The sequence below is a fragment of the Nicoliella spurrieriana genome (assembly GCF_023380205.1).
Lineage (GTDB): Bacteria > Bacillota > Bacilli > Lactobacillales > Lactobacillaceae > Nicoliella > Nicoliella spurrieriana.
Genome location: NZ_CP093360.1, coordinates 283474 through 298866 on the forward strand (window position 1 = coordinate 283474; position 15393 = coordinate 298866).

At 40.9% G+C, this 15393-nt stretch carries 14 protein-coding genes; 6 read left to right on the forward strand and 8 right to left on the reverse strand.

Features of this window, described 5'->3' with window-relative positions:
• The first annotated feature begins 173 nt into the window (after nucleotides 1-173).
• Nucleotides 174-1313 (forward strand): family 20 glycosylhydrolase, encoded by a 1140-nt coding sequence (locus MOO44_RS01400; protein WP_260115811.1) that lies wholly within the window; start codon nucleotides 174-176, stop codon nucleotides 1311-1313.
• Between the two features lie 148 nt (nucleotides 1314-1461).
• On the opposite strand, the gene trpA is transcribed toward MOO44_RS01400, so the two are convergent.
• The 8 genes from trpA to MOO44_RS01440 all read right to left on the reverse strand — a co-directional run bounded on the left by trpA (nucleotide 1462) and on the right by MOO44_RS01440 (nucleotide 9781).
• On the reverse strand, nucleotides 1462-2244 hold the full coding sequence (gene trpA, locus MOO44_RS01405; protein ID WP_260115812.1) for a tryptophan synthase subunit alpha: 783 nt from the start codon (nucleotides 2242-2244) through the stop codon (nucleotides 1462-1464).
• Nucleotides 2237-3427: a tryptophan synthase subunit beta gene (gene trpB / locus MOO44_RS01410; RefSeq protein WP_260115813.1), complete on the reverse strand. Its 1191-nt coding sequence runs from the start codon at nucleotides 3425-3427 to the stop codon at nucleotides 2237-2239. Before trpB ends, trpA begins: the two co-directional genes overlap by 8 nt.
• A gap of 12 nt (nucleotides 3428-3439) precedes the next feature.
• Nucleotides 3440-4024, reverse strand: coding sequence for a phosphoribosylanthranilate isomerase (locus MOO44_RS01415; protein WP_260115814.1), 585 nt, complete (start codon nucleotides 4022-4024; stop codon nucleotides 3440-3442).
• Nucleotides 4025-4807 (reverse strand): indole-3-glycerol phosphate synthase TrpC, encoded by a 783-nt coding sequence (gene trpC, locus MOO44_RS01420; RefSeq protein ID WP_260115815.1) that lies wholly within the window; start codon nucleotides 4805-4807, stop codon nucleotides 4025-4027.
• A gap of 12 nt (nucleotides 4808-4819) precedes the next feature.
• Nucleotides 4820-5821 carry an anthranilate phosphoribosyltransferase gene (trpD, locus tag MOO44_RS01425; protein ID WP_260115816.1) on the reverse strand — a complete coding sequence of 334 codons (1002 nt, stop codon included), beginning with the start codon at nucleotides 5819-5821 and terminating at the stop codon, nucleotides 4820-4822.
• Between the two features lie 13 nt (nucleotides 5822-5834).
• Complete coding sequence (locus MOO44_RS01430) at nucleotides 5835-6440, reverse strand: anthranilate synthase component II (protein ID WP_260115817.1); 606 nt, start codon at nucleotides 6438-6440, stop codon at nucleotides 5835-5837.
• A complete protein-coding gene (locus tag MOO44_RS01435) occupies nucleotides 6437-7900 on the reverse strand; it encodes an anthranilate synthase component I family protein (RefSeq protein WP_260115818.1) in 1464 nt (487 codons plus the stop codon). The genes MOO44_RS01430 and MOO44_RS01435 overlap by 4 nt, the downstream gene beginning before the upstream one ends.
• Before the next feature lie 522 nt (nucleotides 7901-8422).
• The gene (locus MOO44_RS01440) at nucleotides 8423-9781 is read right to left on the reverse strand and encodes a glutamate--cysteine ligase (protein WP_260115819.1); all 1359 of its coding nucleotides are present in this window, start codon (nucleotides 9779-9781) and stop codon (nucleotides 8423-8425) included.
• Between the two features lie 238 nt (nucleotides 9782-10019).
• Between MOO44_RS01440 and MOO44_RS01445 the strand changes: the two genes are divergently transcribed.
• The 5 genes from MOO44_RS01445 to aroC all read left to right on the forward strand — a co-directional run bounded on the left by MOO44_RS01445 (nucleotide 10020) and on the right by aroC (nucleotide 15391).
• Complete coding sequence (locus tag MOO44_RS01445; RefSeq protein ID WP_260115820.1) at nucleotides 10020-10784, forward strand: hypothetical protein; 765 nt, start codon at nucleotides 10020-10022, stop codon at nucleotides 10782-10784.
• Nucleotides 10785-11138: 354 nt separating this feature from the next.
• Nucleotides 11139-12017 (forward strand): shikimate dehydrogenase, encoded by an 879-nt coding sequence (locus MOO44_RS01450; protein WP_260115821.1) that lies wholly within the window; start codon nucleotides 11139-11141, stop codon nucleotides 12015-12017.
• 1 nt (nucleotide 12018) lies between these two features.
• Nucleotides 12019-12768 (forward strand): type I 3-dehydroquinate dehydratase, encoded by a 750-nt coding sequence (gene aroD / locus MOO44_RS01455; RefSeq protein WP_260115822.1) that lies wholly within the window; start codon nucleotides 12019-12021, stop codon nucleotides 12766-12768.
• 13 nt (nucleotides 12769-12781) lie between these two features.
• The gene (locus MOO44_RS01460) at nucleotides 12782-14209 is read left to right on the forward strand and encodes an MFS transporter (protein WP_260115823.1); all 1428 of its coding nucleotides are present in this window, start codon (nucleotides 12782-12784) and stop codon (nucleotides 14207-14209) included.
• A gap of 6 nt (nucleotides 14210-14215) precedes the next feature.
• Nucleotides 14216-15391, forward strand: a complete 1176-nt coding sequence (aroC, locus tag MOO44_RS01465; protein ID WP_260115824.1) for a chorismate synthase — start codon at nucleotides 14216-14218, stop codon at nucleotides 15389-15391.
• Nucleotides 15392-15393 lie beyond the last annotated feature (2 nt).

Consider the following 15393-nt stretch of genomic DNA (forward strand, 5'->3'; position numbering starts at 1 on the left):
AAATTATTTCTAATTATATTCTAACAAAAGAAACTAGTCAAGGGCTAATGTAATAAGAAATAACATCAATCGAAATATTACAAGTCCAGTTTGTTTTTAATTAAGATGTAACTATACTACAATATGTGATAATTTAATTAGTGATATAATGTTATAAAAGAGAGATGATTAATATGAATTGGATCAAAAATAAGCCATTATTTTGGTGTGGATTACTTGTATTACTAACAATTTTTGGAATCATTTTCAGTAGTAATGTTCAAGCATCCAGCTTTCGTTGGCACGGTCTGGATTATGATGATGCTAGAAATCCAACCGACGTCAAACAAATTAAAATCATGATTGACGACATTGCAAAACATAAGGGGAACTACCTTAAATTACACTTATCTGATGATACAGATTTTGCAATTGAAAATGACACAATTGGTCAAACCACCCAACGTTACCCCACCATGAAAAACGGGCTTTACTATAATTCACAAACAAAGAAGTTATTTATGAGCAAACAACAATTTAGTGATGTCGTTCAATATGGACTACAAAAACACATTATTGTAATCCCAGAAATTGATATTCCATCACATTCAGTTGGACTTCATAATGTCTTAAAGTATACTAATCCTGAGCTGGATAAAAAAACATATGATTCTGCGTACGAACAATTTAGTTATGGTAAGAAAGCGACTAAGGATATGTTTAAAACGATGCTTCAAGAATACTTACCGTTAATTCCTGCGAATACCCCGGTTGGGACTGGTGGTGATGAGTTAGCAGTTGCTAGTAAACAACACAAAGAATCATTATTGAAATTTGATAATGAAATTGATGCCAGTCTGGGTAGTCATCCAATGTGGATCTATAACGATAGTGCACAAAAACAGACCTATAAGCGCTTAAATAAGGACATTGTAATTGAATATTGGAGTCAAACTGGTGATCAGGACGTTAAGGCATACACTAAGGATAATATTAAAAATAATGCAACTGCATCACAGTTGCTTAAAAATGGACATAAATTAGTGAACATTAATTCTTACTTTTTATACTTACTTCCTGAAACAAGCTTCGTTACTAAAAAGAATTATAAGTACTACTTGAAGGATTTAAATAGTTACTTTGGTGAAAATATTTTTAACGAATCTAATTTCTATACTAAGGTTAAAACCTCTAAAAACATTATCGGATCTGCTTCTAGTATCTGGTATGATAATAAGCCGCAGATGACCCCTAAGCAAACCGTTAAAAAATTGATGCCGTGGGTTGATGGTTTTCTAGACTGGGTTCGAAAGGGTAAACTAACCGTTAAATAGGAATGATAAAGACATCTTTGTAGATATTTACTTAGATGTTTTTATTTTTAATTTAAGTTACAGTAACAATAGACTAAAAACTTTAATCACCTTTAATTAAAAACGCCCCCGATTAATAGTCGGAGGCGCTTCTCATATTCATTTTCAATTATTCATCGGCAGTCATTGCTGATTTAACTTGACTTGCGAATTCTTTTAGGTGTTTTGGTGCAGCTTGTTGATACTGCTCCACGATTTTTACAAATGCGCTTCCAATAATGACCCCATCTGCAAATTGGCCTAATTCTTTTGCCTGCGATGGCTCATGCACCCCAAACCCAATTGCGACCGGTACGTCAGTATCAGCCCTAATCTGGTCAACAATCGAAGCTAATCGGTCTGAGAAGTGATCACGTTCACCGGTAACCCCCAGTGAAGATACTAGGTAAACAAAGCCACTCGCATCGTTTGCAATTGCTTTAATCCGGTTCCCTGAATTCAAAGTAATCAGTGGAATTAAATCAATTGCATATTTATCTGCAAAGGGCTTTAATTCACCCTTTTCTTCATATGGTAAGTCTGGAATGATCAACCCGTTAATCCCAAATTGCTTGCAATCGCGACAGAATGCATCATAGCCATACTGTAAAACAATGTTTAGGTAGGTGAGAAACACTAATGGTACATTCGTTTGTTCACGAATCTTAACCACTGCGTCAAAAATTGCACTCATCGGTAAATCAAAGTCGCGAAGCGCCCGTAAGTCCGCCCGCTGAATAACGGGACCATCAGCAATTGGATCAGAAAACGGAATTCCTAGTTCAACAACATCGGCCCCACCTTCAGCCAGGGCCACCACATTTGCAACGGTCGTTTCCATATCTGGATCATTAGCAGTCACAAACCCGACTAACTTATGGCGACCGGTAAAGGCATCTGATAATTTACTCATTTAAATCCACTCCTCGGTATTTGGCGATGGCAGCAACGTCTTTGTCGCCACGGCCTGATAAAGTACAAACAATAATTTGATCACGATCCATCTTAGGGGCAATCTTTTGAACGTATGCTACGGCATGACAACTTTCAATTGCAGCAGTGATTCCCTCTTCTTTGGCAATGTATTCGAAAGCATCTACGGCCTCATCATCAGTGATGCCAACGTATTGAGCCCGCTTTTTAGCTGCCAATTCAGCATGTTCAGGCCCGACTCCAGGATAATCCAATCCTGCAGAAATCGAATAGACCGGTTTGATTTGACCAGTATCATTTTGCAAGAACAATGATTTCATCCCATGGAACACTCCCAGGCGGCCCTTTTCAATCGTTGCTGCAGTTAGGTCGGTGTCAACGCCCTTACCAGCAGCTTCGACCCCAATCAATTCGACCTCTGAATCATTAATGTAATTAGCAAAACTCCCAATTGCATTACTCCCCCCACCAACACAGGCAATGACCTTATTTGGTAGGCGTCCAGTAGCGTCTAATATCTGTTGACGGGATTCCTTACTGATAACGCTTTGGAAGTCACGAACAATGGTCGGGTATGGATGGGGGCCGGTGGCTGATCCCATTACATAAAAGGTATCATCGCTACGCTTTGCAAATTCCTGTAAGGCAGCGTTAATTGCATCCTTTAGAACCATTGATCCAGAAGTAACTGCGTGCACCTTTGCACCCAATAATTGCATCCGGTAAACATTTAATTTTTGGCGGTCTGTATCTTCTTTTCCCATGTAAATTTCACATTGCATCCCAAACAATGCGGCAATGGTGGCAGTTGCGACCCCATGTTGGCCAGCACCGGTTTCAGCAATTAAGCGCTTTTTTCCCATTCGCTTAGCAAGTAAGGCTTGTCCAATTACGTTATTAATCTTATGGGCTCCGGTATGGTTCAAGTCTTCGCGCTTAAAGTAAATTTGAGCACCACCGAGGTATTCACTCATCCGTTTAGCATAGTACAATAACGATGGCCGATTAGCATAATTTTCCAATAAATCATGCAGTTCCCTTTGAAATTCGGGATCCTGTTTAGCTTCTTCATAGACTTTTGCCATCTTATTTAATTCATTCATTAATGTTTCGGGGACGTATTGTCCACCGTATTCAACAAATTTACCGTTTGATTTTAACATATTATTAACTCCTTAATTTGAATGGGCAATGGTAACCATTTTATTAACTAACTCATAGCTTTTCTTTCCAGCGGCCTCAACGCCACTACTAACGTCTAAATAATCTGGTGCAACCGTGTCAATTGCCCTTTGAGCATTATTAGGATTCAACCCTCCCGCTAGGATGATGGGTTGTTTAACCTGGATTTGTAACGACTGCCAATCTAGCGGTTGCCCAGAACCATTTCCACTATCAACCATCACATAATCAGCATTAGTTGTAGTCACTGATTGGCGGGACGGCTTAAAGACTCTAATCACTGGAATCCCAGCATTTTGTAACGCTTGAACATCATCTTCAGTTTGATCACCATGTAATTGGGCCACTTGAATGACACCGTCATTTGCCAATTGAATGATTTCGTCAATCGGGGTGTCAACAAAGACGCCGACCGCTTTAATTTGGGAATCTAATTGGATACGAAGTTGCTGAGCCTGTTTGCTAGTTACTTGATGCCTACCGCCTGCAAACACAAATCCAGCTAAGTCGGGGTGGACTTGGTTGATAATCTCAATTTCAGTTGGATTGGTCAAGCCACAGATTTTAATTTTAGTCATCTAGTCAATCTCCTGAGCCGCTTCGATGAACGCAGCTTTATTGTTCGAACGCATCAAGGTTTCACCGATCAACACCCCATTAACACCGATTTCAGCAAGTTTTTGAACATCCGCAACCGTTTTAACCCCACTTTCAGCAATAAATGCGACTGACTTTGGAACTAGTGGTCGTAGTTTAATACTGTTTTCAAATGAGACGGTGAAGTTTTTCAGGTTCCGATTATTAACCCCGATCATCTTAGCCCCAGCGTTCAATGCGACTTTAATTTCAGCTTCGTCATGAGCTTCAACGATTGCAGCTAACCCCAGTTGATGCGCTAATTTTAAGTATGCACTCAGTTGCTCCGGAGTCAAAATAGCAACAATTAATAAAATGATTTTGGCTCCCGAAGCCTTAGCCTGATAAATCATGTAAGGATCAATGGTAAAGTCCTTTCGTAGGACCGGTGTGTCTACGTGTTCAGTAATCGTCTGTAAGTATTTTAAGTCACCCTTGAAGTAATCAGGTTCGGTCAGCACTGAAATCGCAGTCACCCCCGCAGCTGAATACTGCTCAGCAATTTCTAAGTATGGAAAGTCATTTACGATAATTCCCTTCGATGGCGAGGCCTTCTTAACTTCCCCTATTACATGCACCCCAGTGCTCAAGAATCGATCATAGATATCCTGTGCATTGGTCTTTGGTTGCTTCAACGCTGCTTGCTTAACCGTTGCCAACGGAGTTTGCTGCATTTCAAGGTTAATTCGGTCGCTAGTTGCACTTACTAAGTCATCTAAAATCATTCCGCTTCCTCCTTAATATTCCAATAATTCAGCCAACAGTTGTTTGGGTTTGCCGTTATCAATTGCTTCTGCCGCTAAGTGAATCCCCTCACTGATCGAAGTGGCTGGGCGGATCGTATTGATTGCTAGTCCAGCGTTCAATAGTACGATATCACGCTTAGCACCGGGTTCCCCAGCTAAGATGGCATTAGTAATTGCAGCATTCTCCACTGGCGTTCCACCAATAATGTCAGCCTTAGGATAGCGCTTTAAGCCAAACTCTTCGGGAGTAATGGTGGTAACATCCCCAACTTTACCGTTCACAACGCTAACCACCTTCGTGGGCGCTGAAATGGAGGCCTCGTCTAAACCATCAGTTCCATAAATGACCTTTGCGTTCACTACCCCTAGTTTTTGGAGCACTTGGGCCATCGGTTTAAGAAGGGCTGCATCGTAAACCCCCAACAATTGTGATTGTGCGTGGGCCGGGTTTGCAAGCGGGCCTAAGATGTTAAAGATGGTCCGGATGCCTAGTTCCTTTCTAACCGGTGCGACGTACTTCATTGCTTGATGGTACCGTTGGGCAAATAAGAACGTAAAGTTCTTATCTTCAAGCATTTTTTGGCTAGTGGCAGCATCTAGATCAATGTTGAAGCCGAGCGCTTGAAGGACATCAGCAGCCCCGCTTTTGGACGATGCAGCCCGATTGCCATGTTTAACAACTGGAATGCCCATACTAGCTAACACCAAACTAGTGGTCGTTGAAATATTAAATGAATTAGAATGGTCACCACCAGTCCCCACAATATCGATTGCATCGTGTTCAGCTTCAAATTCAGCAGCATGTTCACGCATTGAGTGGGCAGCGCCCGCAATTTCTTCAACGGTCGGATTTTTCACCGACAAGCCGGTCAATAGTGAAGCGATTTTAATCGAGCTGACCTTGCCATCCATAATTTCATCCATTACTTGAATCATTTCATCATAAGTTAAATCTTGGTTCATCGTTAGTTGTTCAATTGCTTCATCAATCATTTTGATCACTCCATTATTTAATTAATTCGGTTTGCTTAGCAACAGTCAAAGCTAAGAAGTTATTAAAAATTCGTTTTGCCACCGTTTGATCGGTCATGATGGACTCCGGATGGTATTCGACTCCGAACACCTCATTTTTAGGATCGGCAACCGCTTGGACGGTTCCATCTGCAGCCATTCCAGTCACCGTTAGTTCAGTTGGAATCGTTTTAGGATCAATTACTAATGAATGGTAACGACCAATGGTAAAGTGATCAGGACACCCATCAAACAATTGACTATCCGCCACCTTGATCATCGTATCGGTCTTCCCATGCATTAGACGGGGAGCTTTGATTACTTGGGCTCCGTATACTTCACCAATTGCTTGGTGACCTAAGCAAACCCCTAACACTGGAACCTTCCCAATTGCTGCCTTTAACACTGCGTTCATGTTCCCAGCATCTTCGGGCCGTCCCGGACCGGGTGATAGGACTAATCCAGTGAGTCCAGGGCGATTGAGGTCGGAAACACTCACCTGGTCGTTTTTAACCACCTCAATTGGTTGGTCAGTTAAGTTGCCGATTTCTTGAAATAGGTTATAGGTAAAACTATCGTAGTTATCAATTAATAAGATCATAATTGTTCAGCCTCCTGTGCTTGTTCCGCTTTGATTGCATCTAACATTAAACGACTCTTATTGCCAAATTCATGAAATTCTTGGTTAGCATCACTATCGGCAACGATTCCAGCTCCCGAATGAACCACTAAGTGATTGCCCTTCTTGTAACCCAGTCGAATCCCGATGCAAAGGTCTAAATCACCATCGAAATCAATATACCCAATTCCGCCGCCATAGATACCGCGTTTCCGTTGTTCTAATTGGTCAATAATTTTCATTGCTGATTCCTTGGGTGCCCCAGAAAGCGTTCCCGCTGGTAATACTGCGCTAATAATATCGACTGAACTAAAGGCTGGATTTGCAATGCTTTCAATTTTAGAGCCAAGGTGCATCACATTACTAAAGCGTAACAATTCACGGAGTTTGGTCACGTGCACGCTCCCAAATTGACTCACCCGACCGAGATCGTTGCGCCCCAGGTCGACCAGCATGTTATGTTCCGATAACTCCTTTTGACTTGCTTGCAATTCTTTTGCGAACTTAACGTCCTCGGCTTTGGTCTTGCCGCGCCGTCTCGTTCCAGCAAGGGGATAACTAAATAATTTCCGACCGCTCTTTTTAATCAACGTTTCTGGTGAGGCCCCCACGGCTTGAAAATCCCGGTTAGCAAAGAAAAAGTGGTATGGAGATTCAACCGTTTGATAGAGGTTCTTACAAACGTTAATCAATGAACCATTTGCCTGTGCTAAGTAAGGATTAGATAGGATCAATTGAAAGATATCACCCAACTCAATGTGCTGCTCGGTTTTAGCAACCCGCTGGTCGAACTGTTTGACATCAAATTGATTTTGGAATTGACGGGTAATCTTAAGCCCCGGTAACTTAGTCGTTGGGTTCGCAAGGAGCTCCTTAATTAACTGGGCCCGCTCTTTTAACCTCACAATCACTTGTTCATAATTTGCATCAAATTGATCACTTGCTAGCAACTGGCTTAAAGTCAACTGCTGAGACTCTCGATCATAGGTCAGAGTAATGTCTGGTAACATTAATTCCACATCCGATAAATCTAGTTCATCATTAGTGTCACTGAGCCGGCTATCCTTAGCATACTTAGCAAAGTCATATCCGAAGTACCCCACGAGCCCGGTGCTAAACGGTAGTGAATTGGTTTTTGCAACCCGGTACTTGTCCAGGAGTTGATTCAAGAATTGAATCGGCGAGCCAGTAATCATTTGTTGAGCACCATTTTGATCAGTTAGATTGATTTGACCATTTTTAACGGTAATGGTCTGAAGTGGCTTCGTTACCACAACCGTGTACCGGGAATCTTGATATTCAAACAACATACTATGTTGGTTACTTGGGTCGTCATGTTCAATAATTTGAAATGGATCAAAAGTTTGTAAGTTGGTAGTATAACTAATGGGAAGGTAGTTATAATTACGGCTAAGTTGCTTTAATTCGGATTTAGATTTCAAATTGGTTCACCTCGTTATCAAAAATTGCATTAAAAAAATCCGCCCATAACAACGCAACTAATGCTTTGTTAAGGACGGATTTTTTCCGCGGTGCCACCTTAATTAGGTTGGTTTAAAAAGATCCACTATTAGTGCTGGAATCTAATTAAAGCAACCCCTCCTTAGCGAGATACGTGTTCATATCCCCGGCAACTGACGTATGCCTAACGTTTCTCCGTACTCAATCGTAATTTTTCGGAAGAACCCTCTGTGGTCCATTTAACTGCCTGCGTTCGGCCGTACTCTCATCATCGACGGCTCTCTGTGCGTGCACAACAATCTTGATCTCCACATCATTGGTTTCATGGACGAATTCTTTAATTGCTCTAATCATAGTCTAATGTTAATCACATGTCAACAGAATTCATCAAAAAATTGATTTTAATTCTAAAGTAATGCCAATTCATCAGCTGATTAAAAAAAGAGCCCGTTGAAACGCGGGCTCTGCTACGTGGATTCAGTAACTTTCAACTCATCCAATTATTAATACTTAAATGACTTTCTAAATAGATATTCCTTCAATTCATCACTAGTGGGTTGTTTAGAAGTATCAAAACCATCAAATGGACGCAATGCAATTAGTGCACTTTTTTGATACTGAATACCCTTTTTAACTGCATATTCAACTAATGAACCGTTTTTGATGTGTTTAACTAGCTTTGCACTGGGGGTCAATTCGGGATGTTCAACCCGCTCCTCCATCTCTTGGATAACTTCCTCAAAATCTGGGCCAGCTTGAATTTGATCCACAAATAACCTTAAGCGACTTAAAAATGCCCGCGCTTGAAATTGATGGTTAAACTGGCTTGGATCCTCACTTGCCACTTCATCATTCAATTGATTAGCCCGGTTCAGCGCCTCATTAACCTCTGATTGCCTTAATGGCGGATTCATAATGAAGTAACTAGCCATTAACCGAAGGAACCGAATCGTGTTAGTTTTAATTCCAATTTCACTTGTGGGATCTAAATCAAGCATCCGCAATTCCAAATATTGAATCCCAGTATTTCTGAGGTCATCAAGATCCTTCCCACCACGGAAGCGAATCGGCCCCTGGCCCTCTGAGTCACGAATCAATAGTTTATTTTTAACTGCATTTTGAATGGATGTAATGTATTTATCAATACTAGTGTAGTCCACCAAAAACTTTGCCCCGTACCCATAACGAGTTGTTTGTCGTAAACACCGCACTGGGTGGTCAGGCCCCTGGTCAACATCGAAGTAGTTGTCCTCAGCAATGGGACTAGCACCAAATAAGTATGTAATAATCCAACGATACCTAACAAAGCCCTGCCCTAACCGCATGTACAAATAGTCTTTTACCGCTTGTTCAGACTGAAATTGATCCCCCATTTCGGAATGAATCAGTTTAATGATATGGTCATGGATACTTAAATTAATGTGGGCTCCGCATGGCAAAAATTTGGCCATTCCCTTATGCAGTTTCACTAACTTAATTAAAAAATCCCGTTTTTCTTGCGTCGAATCAGCGAGGAGCTCGTTACTCTTTTCCTTTGGCATAATGGGTGGCATTGATAGTGACCATAAGATTTCACCAGGCGCGAGTGCATTTCTTAATGCATTATTAATGCGGTATAGATACCGCATTGCATCCAATGGACTATCGGCAGGTGGCGTTACCACTTCCGACATTGTGATTAAAAAATCCTCAGTAATCCATGGGTTACTATGGGCATCGCCAATCGTATCCGGATATGGTTCCATACTTAAATGGCCGTTTTCATACGCTCGGTCCATTTCAATTTCTAACCCCATTTTAAAATCGGAATTTCTGGCAACGGCTTCATGTTCAAAAATTAAGTTCCCAATTTTACTAAACATAATAATCACTCCTAAAATGAGAATATAAAATACTCTAAAAGTCTAATTAATGTATTATAATCTTTTTGTATTAAATTTGTAAAGAGCATATAGTAATTATTTTCTACAACAACCAGTGCAACGTGATAAAATTTATCGAAAATAATTAGATTGATTATTGACACAACTACATATTTGGATTAATATTTCTACCAATCTTGATCCTATTTCAACCGGTAAACTCTGAGGAGATGGTTAAATGACCCAATTTTTCGATTCATTTCGTTTTAAATACACTAGGGGCACGTTTTATTATCCATTAGGAACGTTCATCAGTGATAATACTAATGCAATCAATAGTTATGAGTGGATTCAATTATATCCCACTGCTAATTCTACATTAATGTTCAATACCTATGACGAAGAGTATCGAGGGCGTTATTATGAGAAATTCCAGCGTACCGACCAGCTATATCGAATCAACGTGCCACTACTCAAAAAGACGATTGGCAACAATAACCTAGTTCTAAATATTGGAGCCGAATTCGTAGAATCAGTTGGTTATAATGATCCTGCCTCTCGCTTATTCCTAGCAGAATACCTCACTGATCAAAATACCCTGGGGTTCTTCTATCTAGGTGGGCTTTGTCCAATGGAAGCTAAAAACGAGGAAACCAAAAATGATAAGTCATTTAATTACGATAAGGATATCTTTTACATGGGTTCGGATACGGTTCACTTAGATGTTGCTAACTTTGGCGAATTCATTTGTGCATTAGATCGTGAGTATTTTGGCAATCAAATTTCAATCAATGATTTTGTTGATTTAAAAAATTGGTATTTTGTTTCTGGTTCCATTATGAATCAAGATATCGTGACCGCCACGGATCCGGAACGAACTCAGGTCTTAGCTAAAATCGAAACCAACATCCCTGTGAATAGTGGCTATTTAAATAATCATTCTAACCACTACCTTGATTATTGCTACGGTAATTATATTGGTCCTTACGATAGTAATAATTAGTTTTCATTAAAAAAAGATTAAAAAAACTTTTGCATTTTAATCTAATCTGTGTTTTAATTAAGATAATCAAAACAGGGAAGGAATTGTTAATTATGAATAAGCAAATCATTATCAATAGTTATTATTATGGCTTTTATTACTTTAGTTAGTACGTCTGTACATATGATGCGGACGTACTAAGCGTTCGCGTCTAAGTAGTGAAGTCATTGATTTTGATTTTTGCTAGCTAGGTGCGAAGTTCATCTAGCTAGGGTTCATGATAATACGATTTCTTCGACGAAATTAAAGTATTAGGCCAGCTAGGTGAATAAATCACTTAGCTGGTTTTTTTGTTTAAGAAAGGAAGTTTTTATAATGAGTAACATTGATGGTCACACCTTTTTAATTGGTTTAATGGCATACCCAATTCGCCACTCCATGTCCCCTACCATGCATAACGCCGCATTTGAAAAATTAAATTTGAACTACGCCTACTTGGCATTCGACATTGACTCAGATCGGCTAGAAGCTGGCGTAAATGCCATTCGCACCCTTGATATGCGTGGAATCAACGTTTCAATGCCTAACAAACAACGGATTATCAAGTACTTGGATAAGTTAGACATCTCAGCAGAGTTAAATCAAGCTGTGAATACCGTCGTTAATGATCACGGGGTCTTGACTGGTTATACAACTGATGGGGTCGGGTTCACTACCGACCTTAAGAAAAAGGGGCATCCGGTTGCGGGTAAGAAAATGGTATTAGCCGGTGCCGGTGGCGCCGGTACGCCAATCGCAATTCAATCAGCTATGGAAGGGTTAAGCGAAGTTAAAATCTTTAACCGCAGCGATAAAAATCTAGATAATGCAAAGCGCATCGCAAAAATCATTAATGAACGGACTGATTGTAAAGCCAGTGTCGAAGCATTAGAAAACCAAGCAGCATTCAAAGCTGCCATTGCCGATGCTGATATCTACTGCGATGCCACGGGAGTTGGAATGAAACCATTAGAGGACATGAGCCTCATCAACGATCCTAGTTGGTTCCACAAGGACTTAGTCGTTTTCGATACCGTTTATGCCCCCCGTGAAACTAAATTAATGCAAATCGCTAAATCAGCCGGACTCACTGAAGTCTACAATGGCCTAGGGATGATGATCGAACAAGGGGCAGCCGCCTTTAAACTGTGGACCGGTGAAGATATGCCAATCGACGTTGTTGAAAAGGCAATTTCTAAAAAGGATGGCCATTAAAATGAAAACGATTACGATTGAAAACACCCAACTAAGCGATACGAAACCCAAGATTGCGGTTCCCATTACTGGCAAAGATGATGCGGAAATTGAACAACAACTCGCATTAATTGATACTGCCAGCGTGGATTTGATCGAGCTACGAATTGATTTTTTAGCAGTTCTCAATGAAGCCACCATCAAAAGTGCAAAACAACTAATTCAAACTAGCTTTCCCAAAACACCGATCATCGCTACCCTCCGGACAACTACTGAGGGTGGTAACTTCAACCCAATTGAACATGACTACCCAGCAGTCTTAAAGGTAATTATTAAGACTGGTTTCCACCTCGTCGATGTTGAAATCAACCAACTCGGTGCCGCTAGCATTATTGACCTAGCCCATCAACACCATCAACTCGTAATTGGCAGTCACCATAATTTCAAACAGACTCCAGATGATCACTTTCTAGCCCAAAAATGGCAATCAATGCAGGCGCTGAATTGTGATATTGCTAAAATTGCGGTGATGCCCACTAACGTTGATGATGTATTAAGATTTATGACGGCTTCCCACCGTGCTAATCAAAGCCTAATGATCCCAATCATTAGCATGGCAATGGGTGCATTAGGTATCATTACTAGAATTAGCGGTCAATTGACCGGTTCGGTAATTACTTTCGGGAGCATTACTAATAAAGCGCAATCAGCGCCGGGCCAAATTACTAGTCCGCAACTAGCAACGATCTTACAAGTCGTTGCACCACAATAAGGAGGAAACGGATATGAATCAAATTAGACTTAGAACGAGATTATTCCTTAACTACTTTGTTCATGGGTTCGCGTTGATCATTTTAACGCAAAACCTAATCCCACTAGCACAGAGCTGGGGAAGTAGCCTAGCAGTTGCATCTTTTGTCCTATCTGGAATTGGAATTGGACGGTTAATCGCTTACCTCATCATGGGCTTTATTTCTGATCGATTCGGTCGGAAAACCACCCTGATGATTGGAATGCTTACATACCTGGTATTCTTCATTGTGACGCCGCTGAACCACTCCCTAGTAATTGCCTACGGAATGTCAATTATCGCAGGGGTGGGGAATTCAGCACTGGATTCAGCAACCTACCCCCTATTTTCAGAACTGGACAGCAATAATAGTTCCAACAGTATTTTATTAAAGGCCTTCATTTCGGTGGGTGAATTTTGTTTGCCAATCATCATCCTCTTTTTAAAGGGCCACCAACTCTGGTTCGGAATTTCATTTTTAATTCCAGCAATTGTGTTAGTAATTAACATCATTAATATTGCTAGTTGTAAGTTTCCAAAGTTTATTCAAAATAACGATCAAGTCATTAGTAAAGCTGTTAAAATGAGTAAAGGAGCGAAGGCGCTCATTACTGGCTCACTATTCGTTTACGGATTTACTTCAATGGCAGTTATGATTTGGTTCACCCAGTGGATTACCATCTTTGCCACTAAGATCGGCTTTAGTGATGTTACTTCACACCTCTTATTGTCCCTTTACAGTATTGGTTCCATCACCGGAGTATTATTATCATTTGCAATCTTAAAACGCTTTGACGTTCAACGCCATGTTTTTCTTGGACTGAATATTGTTTCGGTAATTGCAATTGCCACCGTTAGCTTTAGTCATTCTCCATACATTTCATCAGTTGCAGCATTTGCATTTGGACTTAGTGCTGCCGGCGGATTAATGCAAGTTGCTTTGAATCAATTACTCTCACTTTACAATCATCATAAGGGAATCTTTACCGGAATCTTTTTCATGTTCGGCAGCATCGCATCGTTTTCAATTCCAATTATTACCGGATTTTTAATCCGCTTCGGTGAACAAAACATTTTAACCGGTGATATCGTGGTGGCCCTAGTCGGATTAGTTGCAGCAATCATCACCTTCTTAATCCAACCTAAGACCAATCAATTAGACGATGCCAGAGCTAAGATCAATCAAATTGATGCTCAATTAGTCTCCCTGTTGGAACAACGATTTAAGGCCGTCAAAGACGTGCAAAATTTTAAGCAGGAGCATCAATTACCCACTGAGGATCAACACCGTGAAGCTGATGTCTTAGCTAAGATTAAACAATTGACCAGCGATCCAGAATTAGTAAGTTACAATCAAAACATTATTCAAAACATCATGAATAACTCCAAGCAATACCAAACTAAACTAAACCAAAATCAATAATAAAGGATGATTAATATGTACTACTTAACAGCAGGCGAATCACACGGACCAGAACTTAGCGGAATTATTGAAGGCATTCCAGCCGGATTAACCGTTGACGTTGACCAAATCAACGCCGCCCTAGCAGCTAGACAGGGTGGTTATGGACGTGGCAATCGTCAAAAAATCGAACACGACCAAGTCATTATCACTGGTGGTATCCGCCATGGAATCACACTAGGATCCCCAATTGCGCTAACCGTTAAGAACCGTGACCATGCGCATTGGTCTGAAATTATGAACCCCACTAGTCCGGCCACTAAGGAAAATACGTTGCGCCAAGTGACCCGCCCTAGACCAGGTCATGCGGACTTAGTGGGTGGCATGAAATACAACCACCGGGACCTAAGAAACGTGTTAGAACGTTCCTCCGCTCGTGAAACGGCAATGCGGGTGGCAATTGGGAATATTTGTAAACAACTATTGAACCAATTAGATATTAAAATTAGTGGTTACGTTGAATCAGTGGGCGGCATCAATGCTGATAATAGTCAACCTACCGACATTGCTAAGATTGAAACAGCAATTAAGCAAAACGATTTACGGGTGATCGATTCAGATGCAGTGGATAAAATCCATCAGTTAATCGATGAAACCAAACGCAATGGAGATACCGTGGGTGGAGTCATTAGAGTCGTTGCCCAAAACGTCCCTGCCGGATTGGGAAGCTACATTAGTTGGGATACCAAGCTCGATGCTAAGCTAGCAGCTGCTGTAATGGGCGTTAACGCCATGAAGGGTGTCGAAATCGGTGATGGTTTTAAGGATGCCGAGGAGCACGGGAGTCAGGTAATGGATGAAATCGACTGGCAAGCAGGCAGTGGTTTCTCTAGAAATTCAGACCACTTAGGTGGTTTTGAAGGTGGGATGACTAACGGCATGCCGGTCATCGTTAAAGCTGCAATGAAGCCAATCCCAACGCTTTACAAGCCCCTCCAAAGTGCTGATATTAATAGTAAAGAAGTGAAAAAAGCAAACGTAGAGCGTTCTGATACCACGGCCATCGTTCCAGCATCGATCGTAATTGAAAGTGTCGTTGCCATCGAACTAGCCAAGGCGATTACCGATACGTTTGATGGTAGTAACATGGTTCGTTTAAAGCAACAACTTACTGAATACCGTGATGAGCTAAAGAACTTCTAAGG